The 24,124-nt window shown below is 55.2% G+C and carries 18 protein-coding genes; 6 read left to right on the top strand and 12 right to left on the bottom strand.

The features are described 5' to 3' along the window. The first annotated feature begins 140 nt into the window (after positions 1-140). The 6 genes from ACGY09_RS25195 to ACGY09_RS25220 all read left to right on the top strand — a co-directional run bounded on the left by ACGY09_RS25195 (position 141) and on the right by ACGY09_RS25220 (position 9,948). Positions 141-1,307, top strand: a complete 1,167-nt coding sequence (locus ACGY09_RS25195; RefSeq protein WP_373652211.1) for a cupin domain-containing protein — start codon at positions 141-143, stop codon at positions 1,305-1,307. 576 nt (positions 1,308-1,883) lie between these two features. Next, positions 1,884-3,461 (top strand): efflux RND transporter periplasmic adaptor subunit, encoded by a 1,578-nt coding sequence (locus tag ACGY09_RS25200; protein WP_397569927.1) that lies wholly within the window; start codon positions 1,884-1,886, stop codon positions 3,459-3,461. A 40-nt stretch (positions 3,462-3,501) separates the two neighbouring features. Continuing rightward, complete coding sequence (locus ACGY09_RS25205; RefSeq protein ID WP_397569928.1) at positions 3,502-5,112, top strand: DHA2 family efflux MFS transporter permease subunit; 1,611 nt, start codon at positions 3,502-3,504, stop codon at positions 5,110-5,112. 374 nt (positions 5,113-5,486) lie between these two features. Then, entirely contained in the window at positions 5,487-8,831 is a 3,345-nt protein-coding gene (locus ACGY09_RS25210; RefSeq protein WP_397569929.1) for an SNF2-related protein, read from the top strand. A 252-nt stretch (positions 8,832-9,083) separates the two neighbouring features. Next, positions 9,084-9,464 (top strand): DUF4404 family protein, encoded by a 381-nt coding sequence (locus ACGY09_RS25215; protein WP_373652207.1) that lies wholly within the window; start codon positions 9,084-9,086, stop codon positions 9,462-9,464. A 22-nt stretch (positions 9,465-9,486) separates the two neighbouring features. Then, the gene (locus ACGY09_RS25220; protein ID WP_397569930.1) at positions 9,487-9,948 is read left to right on the top strand and encodes a peroxiredoxin; all 462 of its coding nucleotides are present in this window, start codon (positions 9,487-9,489) and stop codon (positions 9,946-9,948) included. Positions 9,949-10,135: 187 nt separating this feature from the next. Here the strand turns inward: ACGY09_RS25220 and ACGY09_RS25225 are convergent, their stop codons facing one another. The 12 genes from ACGY09_RS25225 to ACGY09_RS25280 all read right to left on the bottom strand — a co-directional run bounded on the left by ACGY09_RS25225 (position 10,136) and on the right by ACGY09_RS25280 (position 24,059). Continuing rightward, the gene (locus ACGY09_RS25225; protein ID WP_397569931.1) at positions 10,136-12,214 is read right to left on the bottom strand and encodes a hypothetical protein; all 2,079 of its coding nucleotides are present in this window, start codon (positions 12,212-12,214) and stop codon (positions 10,136-10,138) included. Beyond that, the gene (locus tag ACGY09_RS25230; protein ID WP_397569932.1) at positions 12,211-13,359 is read right to left on the bottom strand and encodes a M20 family metallopeptidase; all 1,149 of its coding nucleotides are present in this window, start codon (positions 13,357-13,359) and stop codon (positions 12,211-12,213) included. The genes ACGY09_RS25225 and ACGY09_RS25230 overlap by 4 nt, the downstream gene beginning before the upstream one ends. A 552-nt stretch (positions 13,360-13,911) precedes the next feature. Further along, on the bottom strand, positions 13,912-14,862 hold the full coding sequence (locus ACGY09_RS25235; protein WP_397569933.1) for a thioredoxin family protein: 951 nt from the start codon (positions 14,860-14,862) through the stop codon (positions 13,912-13,914). A gap of 305 nt (positions 14,863-15,167) precedes the next feature. Beyond that, positions 15,168-16,394 (bottom strand): exodeoxyribonuclease VII large subunit, encoded by a 1,227-nt coding sequence (gene xseA, locus ACGY09_RS25240; RefSeq protein WP_373652202.1) that lies wholly within the window; start codon positions 16,392-16,394, stop codon positions 15,168-15,170. Between the two features lie 249 nt (positions 16,395-16,643). After that, positions 16,644-17,060 (bottom strand): secondary thiamine-phosphate synthase enzyme YjbQ, encoded by a 417-nt coding sequence (locus tag ACGY09_RS25245; RefSeq protein ID WP_397569934.1) that lies wholly within the window; start codon positions 17,058-17,060, stop codon positions 16,644-16,646. 9 nt (positions 17,061-17,069) lie between these two features. Continuing rightward, complete coding sequence (locus ACGY09_RS25250; protein WP_373652200.1) at positions 17,070-17,585, bottom strand: hypothetical protein; 516 nt, start codon at positions 17,583-17,585, stop codon at positions 17,070-17,072. A 291-nt stretch (positions 17,586-17,876) separates the two neighbouring features. Further along, entirely contained in the window at positions 17,877-18,608 is a 732-nt protein-coding gene (locus ACGY09_RS25255) for a response regulator (RefSeq protein WP_397569935.1), read from the bottom strand. After that, a complete protein-coding gene (phoU, locus tag ACGY09_RS25260; RefSeq protein ID WP_373652198.1) occupies positions 18,605-19,300 on the bottom strand; it encodes a phosphate signaling complex protein PhoU in 696 nt (231 codons plus the stop codon). The genes ACGY09_RS25255 and phoU overlap by 4 nt, the downstream gene beginning before the upstream one ends. A gap of 346 nt (positions 19,301-19,646) precedes the next feature. Further along, entirely contained in the window at positions 19,647-20,390 is a 744-nt protein-coding gene (gene pstB / locus ACGY09_RS25265) for a phosphate ABC transporter ATP-binding protein PstB (protein ID WP_373653792.1), read from the bottom strand. A 178-nt stretch (positions 20,391-20,568) separates the two neighbouring features. Next, on the bottom strand, positions 20,569-21,921 hold the full coding sequence (gene pstA / locus ACGY09_RS25270; RefSeq protein ID WP_397569936.1) for a phosphate ABC transporter permease PstA: 1,353 nt from the start codon (positions 21,919-21,921) through the stop codon (positions 20,569-20,571). After that, positions 21,918-22,973 carry a phosphate ABC transporter permease subunit PstC gene (gene pstC / locus ACGY09_RS25275; protein WP_373652196.1) on the bottom strand — a complete coding sequence of 352 codons (1,056 nt, stop codon included), beginning with the start codon at positions 22,971-22,973 and terminating at the stop codon, positions 21,918-21,920. Before pstC ends, pstA begins: the two co-directional genes overlap by 4 nt. Positions 22,974-23,006: 33 nt before the next feature. After that, positions 23,007-24,059, bottom strand: coding sequence for a PstS family phosphate ABC transporter substrate-binding protein (locus ACGY09_RS25280; protein ID WP_397569937.1), 1,053 nt, complete (start codon positions 24,057-24,059; stop codon positions 23,007-23,009). Positions 24,060-24,124: the final 65 nt, after the last annotated feature.

Consider the following 24,124-nt stretch of genomic DNA (forward strand, 5'->3'; position numbering starts at 1 on the left):
AAGCCACCCCCCTCTCAAGGGACGCAGCAACTGATCCCTCCGTCGATCAGGCTGATCGGGAGTGCTTGTCGGAACGCCAGTCGCGTTGTCTTCGGTGGCCCCGCTCCAGTTTTCTGTCTGACGCTGTGAAGGAGTTTATGATGTCTGGATTCGATCGCCGTGAGTTCATGAGTGGTGCCGCCTTATTTGCGGCTGCAGCAACCGGTGCATTGATGGGTCGCAAAGAGGCTGCGGCAGGGGATACCAGCTTCATGAATAACGTTCCTGATCCCGCCGTGTCCGGAAAAGAACTCCCCTCATTCAAGTTCGCATTGGAAAAAACAAAAGGCAAGGTGATCGGAAAGAGCAGTGGCAAAGAGGCAACTGTCGAAGAATTCCCCATTTCCAAGGGAATTGCGGGTGTCTCAATGACACTGGAACCGGGTGCAATGCGCGAGTTGCACTGGCATGCAACTGCAGCCGAATGGGCCTATGTGAATAAGGGACGCGTTAGAACAACCGTGGTGACTCCGGGCGGGGCCTCTGAGACGAATGACTTCGAGGAAGGTGATGTCTGGTTCTTTCCTCGGGGTCATGGCCACGTCCTCGAGTGTCTTGGAAACGAACCTTGCCACTTCATCTTGATTTTTGACAACGGCTATTTTTCCGAGTTTGGAACATTCAGCATCTCGGACTGGATAGCTCACACGCCCCCGCGACTGCTGGGGAAGAATTTTGGGGTCCCTGCCTCGACGTTCGCGAACTTCCCTAAGGATGAGGTCTACTTCGCCAGAGGGGCCGTTCCGCCCGCGCATGCTCAGACGCCACTCGGAGGGAAGAATCCTGCTCCTCTGACGCACAAATGGCAACTCCTGAAGAACGATCCCAAGATCGATAATAATGGCGGTAGACTGTGGTTAGTCGACTCGACCAAGTTCCCCATCTCAACGACGATGACTGGGGCGGTGCTGGAACTGGAACCCGGGGGCTTGAGGGAACTGCACTGGCATCCGACTGCCGATGAATGGCAGTACGTTCTGGAAGGAAACGTCAGCATCACGATGTTCGGGTCGCACGGCCGGTTCCGGACCGAAGAGCTGGAAAAAGGTGACGTGGGCTACATTCCCCAGGGATATGGCCACTCGATCGAGAATTTGGGCAATAAGCCATGTCGAGTTCTGATCGGATTCAATTCCGGAATCTACGAAGATATCGACCTGACGAGCTGGTTCGGTGCGAACTCGGTTGACGTACTGTCAACGAATTTCAGCCAGCCCGCTTCTCTCTTCGACCGGTTTCCTCGCAGTGACGTCTTTATCACCAGATAAAATGGTGACGTCCTGTCACAGCGCTCAGTCTGTGGCCTGCCCGATATGTTTGAATCGAATTGGCTCCGTCGTAACGCAGGTCTGATTAATCAGATCTGTACTGACGGAGCCTTTTTTCGTTGATGGACCGCGTGGCGGATATCGACCGTCTTCCGTTCCGCTGTAGGACGTGAGCGTGGCTGCATTCCCTGTCCTTTACTGAAGTCTGATCCATAACAACCCGTCCATAATTATGCGGGTTCGCAGCATTCCCCCCCGCTCTCATCAAATAAGGCAGACTCGGGCCGGGGATTAATCCTGTCCTTTTAGAAATCCCTGGTTCTCATGTTCTTGAATTAACCATGTCCCTCACGCTGATCGCCAAGTCATAAAGCGCTATATGCCAGTTTTTAGTCCGTCGGGCAAATGGCTGACCCGAACCAGATCAGAAGATTGCAATATCGTGATCGTTCTCGTCATTTATCGCGGACAATAGCGTGATATCAGTAATTGTTGCGCTTGGCATCGGCCTTGCGTTGCCCCCCTTCAGCGGTCGCAATCGTCCCCTTTCCTGCTGACTCGGAGGTGAAGTAAGTCATGTCTACATCTACGCCTGTTCCCACTGTCCCCACACCACCTGAATCACCTGCGGCAATGGTCAATCCTCCTCCGCAGCCGGTTTCGCAGACTGAGCAGCCTGTCACATCAGAGCAGAGTGTTGGTAATGCGACAGCGCCGGTGACGACAGTAACGAAAAAGAGCAGTCGTTTGCGGACCTGGTTCTCGCGCCTTGCGATCCTGATGGGAATTGCTGTTCTCGGTTACCTGGCAAAGCCTCGCATTGAGCTCGCGCTGAATACCGTTTCGACGGACGACGCTTACGTAAACGGGCATGTCACTTTCGTGACGCCGCGGGTTGCCGGGCAGGTCAATCGCGTTCTGGTCGATGACAACTACCGTGTCAAGAAAGGTGACCTGCTGGTTCAGCTTGATCCCGAACCCTACCAGATTCAGGTCAACATCCGGAAAGCGGCCGTTGAGGTCGCGGAATCCGACCTGGCGGTCGCGATGGCACAAGTGAAAGGGCGAGTCGGACAGATCCGCTCTTACCGCTTCAGCCTCGATCACACGATGGAGAATGTTCAGAACCAGATCGCACAGCTTCGAGCAAACGTAGACCAGTTGAAGGCAGAGCAGGCCGATCTCGAGCTGGCGGAAAAGGACTACGCTCGGAACAAACCTCTGGCTGAGAAAGGGACGATCGCAGCCCAGAATCTCGACACATACAAGGCCCATGTCGACATCGCCCGGAACCGGGTTGCGAACGCACGAGACCTTGTCCAGCAGACTCGTGTCGGCTTGGGGCTTCCGATCAATCATGAAAACCCACTCGACGTGCCCGGAGGACTCGATCAGAACTTCTCGCTGGTACGCCAGGCCCTCGGTTCCCTGGTGCAGGAGGCCGCTCAGTTTGGTTATACCCCTTCATCGTGGACACTTTCGCCCAAACAAATGATCGATGAATTCCTGAGACAAGATCCGGAGGGGAATCTCGACCACATCTTCAGCAAGCTGATTACTGAAGCACCTGCGATAAAACAGGCGGAAGCAAAACTGGAACAGGCTCGCCGCGATCTGGATAAGGCGGAACTGGACCTGCGTTACTGCAACGTGGTCAGTGAGATCGATGGCGTGGTCGCTCGTCGAAATGTGAATCCCGGAAACAACGTTCAGGCTGGCCAGAGTCTGCTGACGGTTCGTTCTCTTGATGAGATCTGGATTGACGCCAATTTCAAGGAAACGCAACTGGCTGATCTGCGAATCGGTCAACGGGTCAAATGTGAAGTCGACATGTATGGCAAACGGAATGAATTCACAGGACGGATCACGGGCTTCACGATGGGGACCGGGCAGACACTGGCACTGCTGCCTCCACAAAATGCCACGGGCAACTTCGTGAAGATCGTCCAACGATTACCGGTTCGCATCGAATTGACGGATTACAACCCCGAAAAGCTGCCGCTGTTCACCGGGTTGTCCGTCGTCCCTTACGTCTATTTCAAGGAACCTGCGACAGGACCCAATGCCGGGAAGTTCTTGCAACCTCGAACAGAACTGCCGCCAGCAGAATCCATGGCATCTGCTGAGCCTCAGACGTTCTCGGTTGCCAAATAACTTCCTCACCTCGGCATTAGAAATCATAAGGAGTCTTATCGTGAGTACGGTCGCACTCTCCTCGCCTGCTGTCAGCCGTCCGGCCATCAATCCCTGGGTCGTTGCTGTTGCTGTGGTCATTCCCACTTTCATGGAGGTACTTGATACGACGATTGCGAACGTGGCCTTACGCTACATCGCAGGAGGGCTATCGGCCGCAGTGACAGATAGCGAATGGGTCATCACCAGTTACCTTGCCGCCAACGCGATTGTGCTTCCGATCTCCGGATGGTTGTCGCAACACCTTGGCCGACGCAACTACTTTCTGATGTCGATTGCTGTCTTCACGATTGCATCCGGACTCTGTGGAATCGCGACGAACCTGGAACAGCTCATCTGTTTTCGCATTCTTCAAGGTCTTGCGGGAGGAGGCCTTCAGCCCTCCAGTCAGGGGGTCCTGCTCGACGCATTCCCCCGAGAGAAACAGGGGGCGGCGATGACGATGTTTGGTGTGGCTGCTTTGCTCGCTCCAGTAATCGGTCCGACTCTGGGGGGCTATCTGACGGTCAATTACGACTGGCGCTGGATTTTCTACATCAACCTGCCCGTCGGAGCACTGGCTTTCGTGATGTGCTACTTTCTGGTGGACGATCCTGAATACATCAAGCAGGAAAGGGCATCGCTCAGAAGCAAGCCATTTTCGTTCGACTACATGGGACTGGGGCTGCTGACGATTCTGATGTCGTGCTGGGAAATTCTGCTCAGCAAAGGTCAGGAATGGGACTGGCTGGGCGACCCGTTCGGACGCGTTCAGACACTGGTTGTGCTGTTCTTTTTCTCGCTGGCTTACCTGATTTATCATGAAATGAGAATTGAACAGCCGGTGATCAACTTTCGCCCGCTCGCGGAACGGAACTTTGCGGCTTGTTGTCTGATCATCTTTTGTGCTTACGCCGTGCTCTACGGAGCGAGCACTTCTCTGCCTGGGTTGCTTCAGTCTCTGTTCGGTTATGACGCGTTCGTCTCGGGTCTCATCATGTCACCTTCGGGTGTCGCTTCGATCATGATGATGATGATCGTCGGAATGATGCTGGGACGTGGCGTGGATGCCCGCTGGCTGATTGCAGGGGGATTGGTCGTGATGTCGATTGGCTGCTATCAGATGGCCATGATGAATCTGGACGCAAGTCCCTGGCGGTTGATCTGGCCCCGCATCTGGACAATCACGGGTTTGTCGATGATTTTCGCTCCGATCAATGTGGCGGCCTACATGTATGTACCGCGACATCTTCGCGGAGCCGCGGTCGGCTTGTTTGCACTGCTCCGGAACGAAGGAGGCAGCGTTGGGACTTCGCTGGCACAGACAATCCAGATTCGACGGGACCAGTTCCACACGGCACGTACGGGGGAATTCCTCGACCCGCTCAACCCGAGTTTCAATGAGTTTCTTCATCAGACCAACTCACTGTTCGTCCAGCAGACCGGGGACGCTGCCGGAGCCCAACAGATGACCCTGCAGGCTCTCTCAGAGCTTCGTCACCAGCAATCCGCGTCACTGGCGTACTTCGACGATTTCTGGCTGTTTGCCATCCTGGCTTTGTCGCTGCTGCTGGTGATCCCACTGATGAAACGAGCGGTGGCTGAGAAAGGGGCTCACATCGCAGCTGAGTAACGAGTAATCTGTCGAGCGGTCGAGCGGTTTCCTGAATCTCCTGACAGGCGAGCCAACTCTGCTCGCCTGCCGGTGTTTGACGACGCTGGATTCACCCGCGATCTGCCAACCCTCAACGAGCTGCGGGTACCTGAGGTGGCGGGAGGTCGCTGAAAAATACTCGCCATCCCCGGAATCAGTCGCAAATCGAGTCCGCATCACCGCCGCTTTTCACCTCATTTCAAGCGGGTCAAGTGCGGATTCTGAGTCCGAGCCGTCCAGACTACCCACTATTGTTCGGATCGGTTAATTTACTTGGCTCGCGCAATTTGATGCGGCCTGTTGCCGCGCGCATTTCGAAGACTCGTTGTTTAGACCGGAACAGGGACACGTTCATGACGTTGTCGGAACTGCTGGAAAGCAAGTTTCGCGGAGATATTCGTTTCCGAGGGGCTGCCTACATTCAGGCGGAGCGTGTTGCGGTGATTCGCGTCACGCCAGACCATCTGTTTGCTATCGTCCGTGATGGCGTCGAATACCAGACTCAACTCAGCCGTGACAACGGTATTTTGAAGTTGTCATGCAATTGCATCGGCACCGATGCCAACAAGAGTGGCAACCCCCATTGCAAGCACTTGTGGGCTACCATTCTGGCTGCGGATGCCGGCAAATATGTTGGTGATGGTGCGAAACAAGGGCATATTCCCCCCTTCGCCGTGGAAGAAGAACCGCTTGATTTCGGCGGCGACGACTGGGACGAAGACGACGAGGCGGCTTACATGCCGATGGGCAGCTCGCGGTCCCAGAAACGGGCCGAGCGGGAGTCCATTCGCGCCGAACTCGATGCGGCAGCAGCCCCGCGGTTGCGCGAATGGGAATCCAAGCTGAGCGAACTTCGTAAAGCGATGCAGGGAGAAGACGCCACTTCGGGATCTGCTTCGGCTGGTCGCGAACGTCAGATTTTTTATGAAATTGATGCCGTCGCCAGCGAAGAAGCCGGATTGATCGTCATCCAGACTTCGCATCGGCAGCGCCGGTCTAACGGCGAGTGGGGCAAGCTCAAACCCCTCAAGTTGAAGCCAGGCAAGTTTGAAGACATTGACGACGACGAAGATCGACGGATCCTGGCCCACCTCGTCGGGGGAACGCCCGATCGAAGTTCGATGACGGGACCGGTGACCGACAGTCTTGCCGCACATCGTTATCGTCTGCCGCACGATCTGTGTCAGTTGCTGCTCCCTGCCATCTGCGCAACGGGCCGCATCCGAATTCTGGGCGACGAGGAACGCGTCACCGAGACTCTCGCCTGGGACGAAGACGGCAACTGGGAACTCTGCCTGAAGGTTGAGTTTGAAGAAGCTGAACAGGCCTGGAAGCTGCGCGGCTCGCTCCGTCGCGGTGATGAGCACATGTCGCTGAAGGATCCGGTTCTGGTCGTTCCCGGTGGCTTGGCCATTACCAATACCCAGGTTCGTCCATTTCAGGATTTCGACGCATTTCCCTGGGTGACCCTGTTGCGCCGTTCAGACGACCTGAAAGTTCCGATCGGGGAAGAGCATGAGCTGGTCGACCGGCTGCTCGACATGCCCGCCCTGCCCCGTCTGGAACTGCCAGAAGAGCTGAAGCTGATGGAAGTCGTGCTGGAACCCAAGCCGATTCTCATCGTGCACGCACCGGGTAAATCCCGCTGGCAGAATGATCGCCTTAAGGCCGAAGTGCTGTTTGACTACGACGGTCTGTCCATCCGTGCTTCCAGCAGCCAATGGGCGATCGTGCAGCGCGAAGCCAGCCGCTGCCTGGTCCGAGACAAACCGAAGGAAGCGTTCGCCTGGTCTCAACTCGTGGACTATGGATTCCGCCGATTGCTGGATCAGAAACGAGGGGCGCACGATGCGGAAATCGCCGCACGTGATCTGGCCCCCGCCGTTCGCAAGCTGATGGCCGAAGGATGGCAAGTCCGCGCCGACGGGAAGCAAGTTCGCCAGGCAGTTGACCTCAAGTTCCAGGTCAAGTCAGGGGTGGACTGGTTCGAACTGCACGGCGACGTCAATTTCGACGGTGCTCGTGTCACCTTCCCGGAACTGCTTGCCGCATTGGCACGTGGCGATGGAACGATCGTTCTGGACGACGGTTCGCTGGGGATCCTTCCCGAAGAATGGCTCGTCAAGTACGGCTTGCTGGCAGGTCTGGGCGTCGCGGACGGCGAGCATCTGCGGTTCAGTGCTGTTCAGGTCAGCATCGTCGATGCATTGCTGGCGTCGAAGGAGAACGTTGATTTCGACGCGAAGTTTCTGGAAACTCGTGAGCGTCTTGCCGCATTCGATGGGATCAAGACTGAACGGGAACCTGCGACGTTCCAGGGTGAACTGCGTCCTTATCAGCGAGAAGGGATTGGCTGGTTGAAATTCCTCGAGGAATTCAACTTCGGCGGATGTCTCGCAGACGACATGGGTCTCGGTAAGACGATCCAGATGCTGGCCTTCCTGGAGGATCGACGCCTGAGAGTCAAGAAACGTAATCCGACTCTGATCGTTGTACCCAAATCACTGATGTTCAACTGGAAACATGAGTGTGAACGGTTTACTCCCGCCATGCGTGTCATGGAATACGCGGGTCTGGATCGAGCGAAGATGAGGGACGACTTCACGAAGCACGACCTGATTCTCACGACTTATGGAACGTTGCGTCGCGATATTCTGATTCTGAAGGAACTGTCGTTCGATTACATCATTCTCGACGAAGCTCAGGCGATCAAGAACTCGACATCTCAAGTTGCCAAGGCCGTTCGGCTGCTGCAGTCCCGGCACCGCGTCGGCCTCAGCGGTACGCCCATCGAGAACCATCTTGGCGATCTCTGTTCGATCTTTGAGTTCCTGAACCCAGGTATGCTGGGTCGAAGCTCTGCCTTCAAGCAGCATGCAGCAGATCCGAGCAACCAGGAGACGCGGCGAGTCTTGTCCGACGGACTTCGGCCCCTCATCCTGCGTCGTACCAAGATGAGCGTGGCGAGCGAGCTTCCCGAAAAACTCGAACAGACTATTTTCTGCGAGATGGGAGACGACCAGCAGCGGCTGTACAACGAGCTGCGAGACCACTATCGCGATTCGTTGCTGGGCCTGGTTGCCGAACAGGGAATGGCCAAGACGAGAATGCACGTGCTCGAAGCCCTGTTGCGATTGCGGCAGGCAGCATGCCATCCCGCTTTGCTCAATCGTTCAACCCCGGACGATTCGAGTGCCAAGCTGGACGTGCTGATCCCTCACCTGGAAGAACTGCTGGAAGAAAAGCACAAGACGCTGGTCTTCTCTCAGTTCACCAGCATGTTGTCGATTGTTCGGCAGGCGCTGGACAAGAAGGGAATTGTCTACGAGTACCTGGATGGCCAGACGCGAGACCGCAAAGAGCGCGTCGAGCGATTCCAATCGGACGAAAATTGCGGCGTGTTCCTGATCAGCTTGAAGGCGGGGGGGCTGGGTCTGAACCTGACTTCGGCCGACTACGTTTTCATTCTCGATCCATGGTGGAATCCCGCCGTCGAAACTCAGGCAATCGACCGTGCCCACCGCGTGGGACAAACTCGCCAGGTATTTGCTTATCGATTGATCTGTAAGAACACCGTCGAAGAAAAAATCGCGGAACTGCAAAAAGCAAAACGCGAACTCGCCGACGCAATTCTGGAACAGAATAACTCGATTATGCAGTCTCTGACCACAGACGACCTTCGCTTGCTCTTGTCGTAAAACCGGCTCGCATCGGCAGGCCTGTGTGAAGTCTTCATCGCCACCTCAGCTCGATTTTCGGGCTGAGGTGTTTTCGTCAACATTCATCCAATTGAACCCCACTACAAGGGACCGCATCCGGATGTCAGGTGCTGTGAAAACTGTGTCTGACGTATTGACCGAGGCGCCGGCTTGCTAAGATTGGCTGACACTGGGAAGCGGCAGGCGTCGCTCCCTACGACTACCGCATGACACTTCAGAGAGACTGCAATCATGTCTGAGTCATTGACGCGTGATGATATCACTCCTGAACAGCCGACATCGGCGCGGATTCAAGCCGATCTCCAGCAATTGGCCCAGGAAATTCGCGATGCGGGTCATCTGGAACCACAGACGCAAAGCTCGCTCGCCAGCTTACTGGAGGAACTGGGCAAAGAACTGAACGCCGGCGGAAGTCTCTCGGAAAAAGCGTCACATCTGGCGAGTGCAGTGAGCGAGGTGGCTCGTTCTCTGCATGGGCAGGAACCTCCCGGACTGATGGAAACGGCAAGAGATCGACTGAAAGAAGCCGCTGCGCGTGCTGAAGTCGATGCGCCAGTCGCGACCGGAGTCGTAAATCGATTTCTAGACGTCTTGGCAAACATGGGTATTTGACCGTTATCAGCCGGAGACAGACATGAAACCAATCAATGTCGGCGATGTGGCTCCTGATTTCACCGTGGTGGCCTCCAACGGTCAGACGGTCAGGTTGTCAGAGTTTCGCGGAAAGCAGTCCGTCGTCCTGTTTTTCTATCCGGGTGACAACACACCGATCTGCACCAAGGAAGCTTGCTCCTTCCGGGACGCCTACGAAGATTTTTTGAAGCTGGGAGCGGTCGTCATCGCCGTCAGTGCGGATTCGAACGAAACGCATCAGAAGTTCGCCGCCGAGAAGAAATTGCCATTTCTCATGATTGCCGATCAGGATAACGCCTTACGGAAGTTGTTCGGTGTCTCAAATGTCATGTTTCTGTTTCCGCGACGAATCACTTACCTGATCGATCGAGACGGGATCGTCCGTTCCAAATTCAACTCACAACTGTCAGGAACCGAACACGTCACACAAGCTCTGCAGACGCTCCGGGAAATCGCGAGTTGATCAAGGGGCGTTGCCTCCCGGGGCTGGATTCTCTGATGGCAGGTCATTCCCGCGCAGGCAAGTTGCCCTGATAGCAGCAGGTCTGCAGCAGACAGAGGTTACTGCGGTGAGAGTCGCCTGAGCAGTCGGCGTCCCCTCAAGATCCTCGGTGAACTCACTCGCACCCGGAATCCGACTGCACCAACGATTAACGTGTCATCTCTGGCTGTATGACGGTCGCGGGATCAAATGGTGGGACTTTCGGGTAGCAGTTGCTGACCGTCCACCGTTCCTGAAAGAGGATCACCCCTCGGGTATCGCTGATGCGGAACTCCACTTGTGCGACACCGAACGGAACCTCCCGACTAAGCCAGGTATCACAGCGGTAAATCAGCGGTTCTGACTGGTCTGTTTCAGAGTACGAAACATGGGCCGCCGCCTGAACGCACCGGAGTGCTTCTGGCCGAAGTGGTGTTTTCAGGTACCGGACAACTCGAGCGTCATACCCCACCTTCCGTGGCAATCCTCGCACGAAGGCGAGATCTTCCTGCTGTTCTACTGCGGTGACCTTTCGGTCAGTCCACATAAGAAATTCCGCGGGGGAATCTCCACGGTGAAACTTTTCTGGATTGATCAGCAGGTTTCTGACGCGTTCGGTTGAACCGAGAACTCCACCCGATTCCCGAATCTCGAGAGTCCTCATGCCACTCGGGGTGGATGTGGATGCCAGTCGGCTTGTCAGCCGGATTCGCTTTGCGGGTAAGCCGGGTTGCAGGGACGTGAATTCGATCCATCCTGACTCGTCGGCCTCAAGTTGGGGAATCGATTCAAACCAGGTCCACAGGGGGCGTTCCAGCTTCACACGAGGTTCGGAGTAGTTGATCCAGCCGCGCGCTTCCATCCACTGAAACAGCCAGGGATGTCGCCAGGGATTGTCGATCGGTTCCCAGGCGGAATAGATCGATACTGAAAGCAACAGGAGGGTGACGAACCGAAGAGGTCGAATTCGACCCCAGAGATCAAGGACCGGGGACGTGGCGAGTATCCAGAGCGGAATCAGCCAGATCGCCCAGCGGAGTCCGCAACTGACGCCGCCGTAATTGTAGTTTTGAGTCCGCGTCATGTAGAAGGCGATCACGACGACGGTCGTCAAGAGCCCGACCGAGAGGAGGGTCCGAAGAGCCGTGAGGTCACGGCGAGGCCCGTTGTGAGAATCGCTCGATGCCTCTTGTGATGGCTGGGAACTTGAAGCGACGCTCGATGCCCCGAACCGGCACCACCCGGCAAGAGCGAGCAATGCAATCGGAGACAGCGAAAAAATTCCGTGATGGCCGATGATGCAATGCCAGAAATAGGCCCACGGCGAGTCCAGGTTGCGATCAATTCCCTGAGGGTTCATCCAATAGCTGGGAATGCCGTCGACCACGAATCGATACTTTTCAGTTCCGTAATCTGCATATGTCGGTTTCCAGCTCCCCGTGGCGATGACATTGGTGATGAGGAGTCCGACGAGCGGTATGGCGGCGGCCGGAACGAAGTAAATGAGCGTCAACCGCGCCGATTTTCGAAAGCTCAGGAACAGTGCGAACACAAAGAAAAGAGCAGCAGGAAGTTCGTTGACCACCCCCCATGCAGACGCGATCCCACATAAGCCGTAGACCCAGCGGGGGCAATTCTCCTGCTCATCCAGGATTCTCAGCAGGGCATAGAGAGCAAATGTCAGTGAGGTTGCGGCAACGGTGTGGTTGTTCAACGTCATCAGGAATGGTGATTGCAACGTACCAAATGAAGCCATCGTCAAGCCGATCAACCGCGTCCAACTCTGGTCAGAGACTCGATTCAGAATCGCGACCCAGACAAGCAGGGAGACGATGAATGGAATCACGTTGACGATCAGCAGCACCGCAAAGGTGAGGGACTGCAAATGATCAATCAAGTTCCAGCCTGTGATGCGCTGTACGCACCAGGTGATTCCTGCCACGATTGACGTAAGAAGTGGCGGCTTGGTGGAGTAGTAATGCCCATCGACCCGAACCAGGTCGATCGTGTCCCAACCGGGACGCTGCCGAATTTCATCGATCTGGAATGTCCCCCGTTCCACCAGCGACCATACGGTGCTCCAGCGTGAACGGTCGTTAGCGCTCTGCAGCGGCTTGGCATTTCCCAGCGCGACGTAGTGCAGGACTGCGGCCAGCAGGATGATCAGAACCTGGGCGATGCGGGAAACATCCCCGGGGGTCTGCGGCTGGTCCGAAATATTCTCGCTCGGTGCAGGAAAACCACTCATTGGACACACCAGTGCCGGAACAACTGTTCGTACATGTTCGCTCCTTTTTTGAGTTGCTCCAGTGAAATCCATTCATCGTCCCTGTGAGCTTGCTCAATACTGCCGGGACCCAGGACCAGGATCTGTTTCAATTCACCGAACATCACCCCATCCGTACCGTAGCAGACAGTCTTCGAGCGAGTCGCACCGGACAACTTCAGAGTTTCCCGGACGAATTCGGAGTTTGCATCGCCTGAGAGAGGAGCCCCCGCGCATTCCAGCTTGAATTCGAGTCCCTGTTTGTCGGCCGCGGCGCGACAGCGGGAAATGAGTTCTTCCGTGTTCTGCCCCGGCATGGGTCGGAAGTAGACGGTGCAGATGCTGATCGGGGGGGTGATGTTAACCGCACAGTTGAGGTCGTTAATACCGATATTCCAATTAATCCAGGGGGGATCAAACTGGTCGTTCTGCCACCGTGGTTCGTTTCGCGTTTCGTCGTGAATTGCTTTCATCTCAGCCAGGAAAGGAATCATGGCGAGGTTAGCATTGACGCCGTCCCGTGTACTGGAATGGGCCGCCTTGCCATGTGAGGTGACCCGAATCCCGTAGATTCCCTTGTGAGCGTGAACGACATTGAGTTCCGTTGGCTCGCCGATGATGGCGCGGCTTTGGCTCGCAACCATTTCCCGGTAGAAGGTGGAATTCTCCACCATATGACGGGCACCGTGAAAACCCACCTCTTCGTCGGCGGTGCAGACGATGTAGATGGGCTGGACGAGTTGATCCGGATCGAGGCGACTCACGGCGGCCATCGCGGTGGCGATGGAACCTTTCATATCGCAGCTTCCGCGTCCATACAGCCGGCCATCTCGCACGCGGGGTTCGAAAGGACCATGCTGGGCCACTGACCATGAATCGACCGGGACGACATCCGTGTGAGAAAAGTAGGCAACGCCCCCTGTTCCGGGGCCGATCTTGCCAATCACGTTGGCCTTGCGGACTCCATGCGGATCGAGGAATTCTTGCCGCTCAACCGTGAAGCCCAGTTCACTGAGCATCGACTCCACGACGTCGCTCACGGGCAGATTCGATTGAGAACTGACAGAGGGAACAGCAACCAGGCGGCTGGCGTTTTCGGTGGGATCGGACATCAACGCACTGAGCATTGGCAATTCATTTCTGTCTAATGAATAAGGCAACAAGTTCCTGCGAGCGGACATCGAGCCATAGAAACTCGAGATCTTTTCATTGGTGCTCACTGACCGCACAAGGGAGAAACACCAGAGGGAATTCCCGGAAACTGACGCTTCGTGTGCGAACAGCCCAGCGCGGGAATCGCCTCATTTCATGTCGCGGTCAATTGATGAGCCGAACCCCTGTCAACGCTCTCTGTTAAGCGGATACGCGGGTCGAATTCTAGTGTCGATGGACCGTGGCGTGCAATCAGCCTCGTGGTTTTACGATCTCAATCAGGGCCTTGAGACGTCGAGGGGAACGCGGGGTGAAAGCGCGATGGCAAGAAACCGTTCGGTAGCCGATGGTTACTGCTCATTGATCTGGAAACGTTGAGAAAATCGTCGTGCATCAGACCGGGTGGCTTTAGGTGGCCTGGATACCCACAGATGTAAGATGACACTGACCGAACTAACGCTTGGGAGCTTCGTCGCTCGCGAGAAAAAACGAATGGGCCGACGGTTGTGTCGGCCCATTCAAGAGGCTTAGCGGACGACCGTTTGTTCGATCTGGTCGACTTTCAAAGCGTGCTGGAGTCGGATGTACTTTTCCGGGTTGGCCTTGAATTGGCGTCGTCGCTCTTCGGATTTGAAGAGAAACAGTTCATCATCAAAAAAGGCAGCGTACTTAATGTCCCCGGAAACAGCCTTATCTGATTCCCACAGGATCACAGGATCGCATCCCAACAGTTTTGGTGCGAAGGCCTCTGGATCGTTGCGGAATTCCACGAGTTCTTCCCGCGAGCAGAGATAGTACGTCACCTCTTTGTAGTCCCAGGCGAATTTGGGAGATCCGCGGTTCCATTGGCGGTTCTTGGCAATCGCCACCGGACTGAAACCGGCGAGCCCAATAATCGGCTTAGGTTCACCCAGTTCGATCCCGCCAGACGATGTGCTACTCGCTCCCTTTGTTTCAACGGCGGCAGGAGTGGATTTCAGGACCAGAGTTTCACCAGCGTGTGCTCGGGTGAACTTGGCTTCTGCTTTGGAAATATTGGCCACATAACCGTTACGATCCTGAAACCCTGCGTGAAGTGCCAGAACGCGGCCCGACTGGGAATCGACGATGACATCGCTGGGCAGGGTTTCCACGCCGTACCGTCGGACGAGGTCTTGTCGCTGATCGGAATTGACTTTTGTCGCGATGAACCGTGTCTGCAGCAAATCTTTTACGTCTGTCGCACTAAAGACTTCCCGGTCCATTCGCTTACAGGGCATGCACCAGTCTGCATAGAAATGGATCAGCAGAGGAAGCTTCTTCTCTTCGGCTTCTGCGAGGGCGGCTTTGAAATCCGATCGGAATACAGAATCAAGTTCGGCACAGTCAGCCTGAGGAACATTCGTCAGAATCGTTACGAGCAGGATTGCTGCCCAAGTCGCCGTGCGGCGAAATGAGTTGTGATGGCCGGATAACTGGCCAATGGTCGCTTGAGACATGACTCGATCCCTGTTCTGCCTGATACTTCCGAAGCGAATGCCCCTTGTGGGTATCGGCCGAGGCGAAGAGAGATGCCTGCTGCGATTTCTGTGTTCTTCGGCAATTTCTGCAGCAGCAAAACGAAGCTATCGAATTTGCCGACGAATCGATTCCGTGGCATCAAGTCGACTCCAACGTTACTGAAGCAGACCTGAATGAGCTTCCTGGCGAGACGACCGGGACCCTTGCAGGGCGAACACGATCTCAGGCGGAAAAGCCTGCAGAGACGGCTGCCGGAGTCGGTATAGACGGATGCCTGACGTGATTAATCCTCGTCGCATTCGACCTGAATCACTTCGCTCACCACACTTCCCCCTGAGAACAGTGTCGAGATGCGATCGCCTGGAGAGAGAGTACTCAGATCCCGGATCAGGTTTCCGTCCGCGAGTCGCTTGGTCAGGGAGTATCCGCGTTCCAGGACGGCCAGCGGACTGAGTGCCGTCAACGAAGCGGCGATCTTGCTCAATTCCTGACGTGCCACGTCGATACGCCCGCGCATGGATCGTCGGAGACGTTCGTCCAGATCGTCAACTTCCGATTGCAGCTCACGGATTCGATCGTAGGGCCGGGAGAGACTGCGATGGTCCTGTAGTTTTTCAACCTGAAACCGGGCTCGCTGAGCCTGATACTGAAGCGCTGTTGTCAGTCGATGTCGAACTCGCTCAAGCAGCTCTTTGACGTCGGACTCCAGTGGCACGACCAGTTCAGCTGCTTCGCTCGGCGTCAGCGCGCGCTTATCGGCAACCAGATCTGCAATCGTCACGTCAATTTCGTGACCTACGGCACTGATGACGGGGATTTGACAGTCGTAGATGGCGCGTGCCACGACTTCTTCGTTAAACGCCCAAAGGTCTTCGAGACTTCCTCCCCCCCGTCCGCAGATGACAACCTCCACATCGGGAATGAGATGCACGCGCCTCAGGGCCTCTGCAATTTGAGGTGCCGCGTCTGCACCCTGCACGGGAACCGGGACAATCACGACGTTCGCTCGTGGCCAGCGACGCGTAATCACCTGGAGCATATCCTTGACCGCAGCACCGGTGGGACTGGTGATTAAGGCAATTCGTCGCGGGATCAGCGGCCACTGCCGTTTGCGTTCTGGATCAAACAGGCCCTCTACATCGAGTTTCCGCTGGAGCTGCCGAAAAGCAAGTTCCAGCGCCCCAACTCCCTGGGGTTCCAGTTGCTCTGCAATCAACTGGTACTGGCCTCGTGTCTCGTATAACTGAATGGGGCCTGCCGCGAGAACCTTCAGACCGTCCCGAAGCTGAAATCGCAATCGGGAAGCGGCTCCGCGCCACATGATCGCCGATAGCTGTGCCCCCTCATCCTTCAGTGTGAAGTAAACATGTCCGGAACTCGCTTGTTTGCAGTTCGAAATTTCTCCGCTGACCCAGACCAGCGGGAACGTACTTTCCATCACTCCTTTGAGGCGGGAAGTCAACTGGCTGACTGTCAGCGCTTTCGAGGGAAGGACCGTATCAATGTCCAAAGCTGACTCCGATCTGCAATCGCGGCAAATTCTCTATCTGGGTAAAGCGGTCCCGAGGGACCCGTTCGTAGGGGGATCCGGCCAACTTACGGGCGGTTTGTGACACTCTATTCGAAACGGTGAATAAAGCGTATCACCCGCTGCAGCGTGTGCGAGCAAGCTGAATGATTTGCGCCGGTCGTGTCTGCCGGGGCGATTCCACCGTGAAGGACGGAAAAGCGGCTCTGTCTGTCATACCGCCGTGGTCGGTCAGGTCTGAAGAGTGAGGATTAATGATCGCGATCCACCATGATTACGGTGCTCGCAAAGATAGATTCCCTGCCAGGTGCCAAGATTCAATCGGCCGTCGGTGACGGGGATTAGCAGTGAGTTGCCCAGGAGCGACGCTTTCACGTGAGCTGGCATGTCATCCGGCCCCTCACACGTATGCACATAGGGAAAGCTCTCAGGGGCGATCGCGTTGAACGAGGACTCGAGGTCGCGCGGGACATCGGGATCCGCGTTTTCGTTGATCGACAATGAGGCTGACGTGTGCTGGATGAAGACGTGCAACAGGCCGATTTTGACGGAGTGGATGTTCGGAATCGCCCTGTAGACGTGGTCGGTAATCAGATGAAAACCGCGCGGGAACGGGGGCAACTTTAACTGCGTTTGATACCAGCCCATTGAGTCCACTTAAGAGTCGAGGGTCAAGTTGGAAAGAGACGCATGAGTTCGGCGGACCCATTCGACGGGGGGATCGAGACGAGCGACATTGATGTGAATCTCTGTCAGAATCTCGATCACGCGTTCCATCGGAACACCCGCATCACGTGCCCATTCGATGACTTCAAGATCGTTCATCACGCGGCGACGATCGGTTTTCATCAGTTCTAGAATGACCAGCATAAGCCGGTCATTTTCGAAGATGGGCCGCATCAGTTTTGCAAAATCCTGATGCGAAAATTCGTACCAGCGACAGACACCTTCTACGTGTTCGATTCGTCGCCAGCGGCAAAATCTCCACCAGAAGCGTTTCAACCAGTCAGCTACAGCAGCCTGCCCGACATCGCGTCGAGCTTTCTCGCTTTCAATCCACTTATGGCGTTCAATCTCGTCCCATGCTGCCGGCAGCAAGCTTGGGACTGTTGTTCCCAGCCAGGGTTGGTCGGTGGCGGCATCTTCAGAAACCAGGTCGGACGTTGAGGGCATGCGTCGTTCCTCCTTCGCATAAGGAACTATACTCTCTGATAACGAATTGGCAACCTTGAGTTATGAGACTGCGTACGGCCCCCAAGTGAAGCTGCCAAGGTCGACTGGACAAGATCTCAGGGTGTGTTCTCGTCTGCGGACGAGATGTCTGCGCGTGGCACCAGTTGAGTCACCTCGCCGTTCTGTTTCTCGGTTGAAGAGGCCCATTTGTGATCTGGTCGACCGACAACGCACGGCGATCTGGTTAGGTCAGATACTCTGCGGGGATCCGATAGCGAACTTCCGAACGAGTTACTCGGCCGGCTCGTTGGATTCCGTTGCCGCAGGACTCGGTTCATTCTCGGCGCGGAAGCGATAACCGACCCCGCGGACTGTTTCAATGACGTCTCCCAGGTCCCGAAGTTTTTGACGGAGCGACCGGACGTGGACGTCGATCGTCCGCTCCAGCGCATTCGCATCTTCGCCCCGGCAGTGGTCCATCAGTTCATTCCGTCCGAACGGACGACCGGCTGAACGGCTGAGTGCCCAAAGCAGTCGAAACTCGGTGGGAGTGAGGTCCAACAGTTGACCGCGTGCTTTTGCCGTGTGATTGACGCGATCGATTTCAATTCCGTGAATCGAAATAACATCTCGATTCTGCCGGTCGGTTCCCGTTCGTCGCAGCAGTGCCTTGATACGGTGAATCAACGGCTTCACTTTGAACGGCTTTGTGACGTAATCGTCCGCGCCCATATTGAAGCCCACGATTTCGTCGACTTCTTCGCTACGAGCGGTGAGCATGATGACGCGAATTCCCTGAGTCTTTGTGTCGGCACGCAACTGTCGACAGACTTCCAGACCATCGATTACCGGTAACATCAGGTCAAGCAGGACCAGATCAGGCTCAAAAGAACGAAGACGACGAAGTCCATCCTGCCCATCCGAGGCCAGCGCGACTTCAAACCCCTCACGCTCGAGGTTGTAAGACAGAACCTCTTGCAGAGCACGTTCGTCTTCAATGATCAGAATTTTTTGTTTGCTCATGTGATATCGTTGTTGGACCTCTCAGGAATCGTCGAAAATCGATTCCGATGCCGAATGATTTCGCCCTGTACCAGATAGACCACGTCTTCCGCGATGTTCGTGGCGTGGTCAGCGATTCGTTCGATCTGGCGAGATGCGGAAAACATATGCAGGGCCGGTTCAACAAGATCGGGTCGCGATTGCATCAGGCGACTCAGTTCTTCAATGATGACCCTGTTCAAATTATCAATCGATTCATCTTGCAGGCAGACTTCGCGTGCCGTCCGGACATCCAGGTGCACATACGCGTCAATGCTGCGGTGCAGCATGTCGAGCGCCTGCCGCGACATATGCTTCATATTATCGGGTACAGAGATTTCCGCGCAACTTGCGATTCCGCAAGCTCTCTCAGCAATACTCACACCCAGGTCTGCCACCCGCTCAAGTTCGCCACCGATTTTGAGGACAGTGGTGATCCGCCTGAGATCGATGGCGACAGGCTGATGGAGGGCGAGCAGCTTCAGGCATTCTTCTTCGACAGCGACATCCATTCGGTCGACTTCGTCGTCGGCAGCCATAATCTGTTTCGCACGTTCGTAGTTTGGGCGATGGAGTGCTTCCACGGCCGAGTGGATCATTTCTTCCACGCGAGCACACATCGTCAGCACCATGCGATGGAGATTATCAAGGTCTCGAATTAAATGGATCGACACGGCTCCTACCTCCATCACTGAAAAACGCGATTTATCTCACCGACCGACGGTGGTTTGCCGGTCCGTTTTCGAACGGCAATGTAAGGCCCTGTTTACACGATGAATGCCATTAATGCTCAAGTCACTGCAGTAGTTTGCGATGTCTCAGGCCAAGTCGGGGATTGCTTGCGGACTTCGCCCTGACGCTGGATTTTATGCAGTCGGTCTCAATTCTCTGTTAAACCTGAGATTTGGGGCCCGCGAATCCACTCTTCCGGTAATGATGCGACAGTATTTGTGGTATCTACGTCCCGCAGAATCGGTCTTTCATCTTCACCTCTACGAACCCCCATCAAGGGGTCTTTCATCACCCGAATCGGCCGGTGATGTAATCTTCTGTTTCCTTTTGTGTCGGATTCCTGAAGAGTTGTTCGGTCGGTCCCACTTCTACCAGCCGTCCCATACAGAAGAAGGCCGTTGTTTCACTGATACGAGCGGCCTGCTGCATGTTATGGGTGACGATCACGATCGTGTAATTCTGTTTCAGCTCGAAGATTAAATCTTCGATTCGGGCGGTGGATGCCGGATCGAGCGCCGAAGCCGGTTCATCCATCAACAGGACTTCGGGGTTTGTTGCCAGAGCCCGCGCGATGCACAGACGCTGCTGCTGGCCGCCCGATAGAGCCATTGCCGAGTCCTTGAGGCGGTCTTTGACTTCGTTCCAAAGTGCCGCCTGCTTCAGACACCGCTCAACGATTCCCTGCAGTTCCGACTTTTTGGTAAGGCCTGCGATTCGTGGTCCGAAGGCAATGTTGTCGAAAATGGATTTCGGAAAGGGAGTCGACTTCTGAAAGACCATGCCGACGCGTTTACGGAGCGACACGACATCAACTTCGCGATCGTAGACATCTTCACCGTCAAGCAGTACGGACCCCGTGACGCGGGTCCCTTCCACGATGTCATTCATCCGGTTCAGCGACCGCAGGTACGTGCTCTTCCCGCAACCTGAAGGCCCAATCAATGCCGTCACAGAGCGGCTTTGTATCTTCAGATTGATGTCGTAAAGTGCCTGCTTCGTCCCATAGAAGAAACTCATTTCCCGTGTTTCAATCTTGGGAATAGGGTCAACGGGCTGGGTTCCCGCCCCCGCAGGGCTCCCTGCCGGTTCGACAAACTGTGTGAATTGTTTAACGAGAGCCATGGAAGTTAGTCATCTTTTAGGGTCAATCGATCTCATGATCGCGGCGGTCTGAGTAACAAGGAAGACGGATTACAGCTAAGAATTACAATTATTGAATCTTCCGTTGATATCTCTGCCGGACAAAAATGGCGATTCCGTTCATGGACAGAAGCGTTGCCAGCAAGACCAGAATACCGGCCGCGGCAACGTGCTCAAAATTGGGGGCCGCCTCATTGACCCAACTGTAAACCTGAATTGGCAGGGCGGTAAATCGATCAAACGGTGCACGAATCAACTTGTCGGGGTGTTGCAGCACGTCCCCTAATCCAGTGATTCGCCCCGGGGCGTAACTCAACTGCGCTGCGACGCCGATGACAGCCAGGGGGGCTGCCTCACCAATCGCGCGCGACAGGGAAAGGATAACACCCGTCAGAATCCCTGGTAACGCGGCGGGAAGCACCTGATGCCACATGGTCTGCCACTTCGTGGCCCCAAGTGCGTAGGCAGCGTGTCTCAGTGAAGCAGGAATCGCCCGGAGCGCTTCTTGTGAAGTGATGATCACAACGGGAAGGCTCAGCAGCGCTAACGTACAGGCACCGGATAACAGCACCGGTCCCAGCGGCAGTGTGATGTCGATGGAACTCATTCCGGGCAATTTGAGCGAAACATACGTCGCTTGTTTGTCGAAAATGCCGAACATCCGGGAAAATACGGTAAACCCCAGGATCCCGTAAACGATCGATGGCACACCAGCCAGATTCGAAATGTTCAACTGAATGAACCGGGTCAGTATGGTGGGCTTTGCATATTCTTCCAGATACACCGCTGCGCCGACGCCGACCGGGACTGCCATACAGGCGGTGAGAAAGATCAGCCAGATACTTCCCCAAAGTCCTACCATGATACCGGCTTCTGTTGGCTCGTAAGAATTTCCGGAAGTCAGGAACTTCCAGGTGAGCCAGCCCCACGGTTTAGGTGAGCGAGGTGGACCAACAACAGGAACCCGGGGGTCGTCAGGAAAATTCCCAGTACCCACTTTCGTGTAGGCGACGGAATCTGTGTCGGAATCCGACGCCGTCGAAATCTTTAAGTCGTATGCAGGTGCTGCGCGACGACCATCGTGATTGAACTGGACAACTCCGTTGCGCAGATCTGAACTGGTAAAGGCAGTCACGCGATGACCCGGACGGTCCTTCAATTCGAATGCGCCACCAGAAACATTGCTGACCTTGAAGACTAATTCGGGCGCTGACTCGGTGAACGGAGCCTTGGTTTGGGGAGTCACCGGAGCAAGGCCCTTGCCTCGTCCCGGGCTGAACGCCGTTACCAGAATTGACCCGATCAACACGAGCAGGAACGACAGTGCCGCCAGAGTGGCGAGACGACAGAGCCATTCAAACATGAAACCAACGGTGTGCCGACGGTTCAGCAGACGCTCGTACGAGTCATTTCGCAGACTCATTGGTAGACCTCCCGATAACGCGAGAGGACCCACTGAGAAATCAGATTCATGAGCATCGTGATGATAAACAGCATTAATGCGACAGCATAAAGACTTTTCTCCAAGGTCGAACCCGTCACAACTTCGCCAGTCATGACATCGACAATGAACGACGTCATGGTTTGGATCTGATTTAAGGGATTCAATGTCAGATTCGCGAATCCTGCGGAGGCGATGGTGACAGCCATCGTTTCGCCAATACTGCGCGAGAGTGCGAGGAGAAAGGCGGCGAATATCCCTGAAAGGGCTGCGGGCACGACGATCTTCGCACTGACGTCGAATTTTGTTGCTCCCAGTGCGTACCCGGATTCTCTCAGACTATCTGGAACCGATCGCATCACATCTTCGCTGAGTGACGCCACCATCGGAATGATCATCAGGCCAACGACGATTCCACCCGCAAGGGCATTCTTACCCAGTACCGACAATCCCAATAGATCATGGAATAGGGGTGTTATGACAATCGGGGTGAGAAATCGGAGAGCGAAGTATCCATAGACCACTGTGGGGACACCTGCCAGGATTTCCAGGGCGGGCTTGACCCATCGACGTGAGGCGGGGGAAGCGTACTCGCTGAGGTAGATGGCAATCATCAGCCCCATGGGCAGACCGATCACGGCAGAGATTCCCGTGATCAACAGTGTCCCGCAGACGAGTGGAATAATTCCGTAGTGACGCTGCTCTTCCGCATACTGTGGCGTCCACCGCGTTTCGGTGAAGAATTCCCGAAAACTCACGTCCTGAAAGAACGCGGTATCGGGGGGGATGGCAAACAGAGACTGTGATACCAGTACGTAGATGATGCTGAGCGTTGTCAGAATTGACAGTAATGCGCAGCAGAACAATGCCAATTGAATGAGTTGCTCTCGGGCGTGCCTCAACGAAAACTGGCGTCGCAATGACGTGATTCTTACTTGTCGAGTCGGTCCACCATTGGACACGGGCTTTTCCTCTTGCGAGCCGGACACCTTGAAAATCTCCAGATCAATTGAGTGTTGATCATGCGTCAGCATGATCAACACTCTCGGTTGGGAAGAACCGTTCTGCTACTTCCCCGCTGAAACTTCTTTCAGCGCATTCTCCAGCGTTTCGATCGATTTTTGACGAGCAGAATCCTGTAGTCGGACAAAGCCTCGTTTTTCAATCAGTGGCTGTGATTCTTCGGACAATGCGAATCGCAGAAACTCGGCCACTTCCGGGCGCTTCAGCGATTCAGTGCTGACGTACATGTACAGCGGACGGGACAAAGGAGTGTACTCACCACTCAAAATTGTCTCGACGGATGGGCTGACGAATGGGAGGGGTGTCTCAGTTGCCTCTTTCGTTGCAGAGAGTGCGACAGGTGTCAGTTTATCCGTGTTCTCGACAAAGTATCCGAAGGGGATATATCCCAGTGCATACTTATTACTGGAAATGCCCTGAACCAGCACATTGTCATCTGCGGCGGGCGTATATCGAGTGTTGGTGGCCTTCTTTTTCCCATTCACTTCTTCGGTGAAGTACTCAAACGTTCCTGAGTCTGTATCCGCACCAAACAGAACCATTGGTTCGGCGGGCCAGTCTGGATTCAGGTCTTTCCACGTTTTGATCTGACTGTCGGGTTCCCATACCTGCTTCAGTTGACCAATCGTCAATTGCGTGCACCAGTCATTCTGGGGGTGCACAGCGATGACGATGCCATCGATAGCGATGGGTAACTCGATGAAGTTAATTCCCTTTTTCTTCAGGTCGTCTTCTTCGCTTGGTGCGATCGTCCGTGAAGCGTTCCAGATATCCGATTGTCGGTTGAGAAACTTTTTGTATCCGCCGCCGGTCCCCTGACGGCCGACGCTGACGGCATTTCCAGTTGCTTTCTTTTCGAACTCGACGGCAAAGGCCTGGCAGATCGGGTAGACGGTGCTCGATCCTTCAGCGCTGATCGTCGCTGGTTTCACATCACCGGCGCTCGTCACGGAATCAGTTCCCCCTGCGGAGGAAGCGGAATCGTTGGTGTCACCCGTCGATGAACCCTTCTTGATTTCACATCCGGCGAATAGACCCATCGCAACGACCAGGGTCGCCGTCATGATCACTCGCGAGCTCATCTGACAATATTTCATCCTGACTTCTCCATACGCAAACACTCTGGTGAGCGGAAATGTCGTCGAACCCGCCCCTATTTTCA

Origin of the sequence: Schlesneria sphaerica (genome assembly GCF_044336245.1) — a bacterium.
Taxonomy (GTDB): Bacteria; Planctomycetota; Planctomycetia; order Planctomycetales; family Planctomycetaceae; genus Schlesneria; species Schlesneria sphaerica.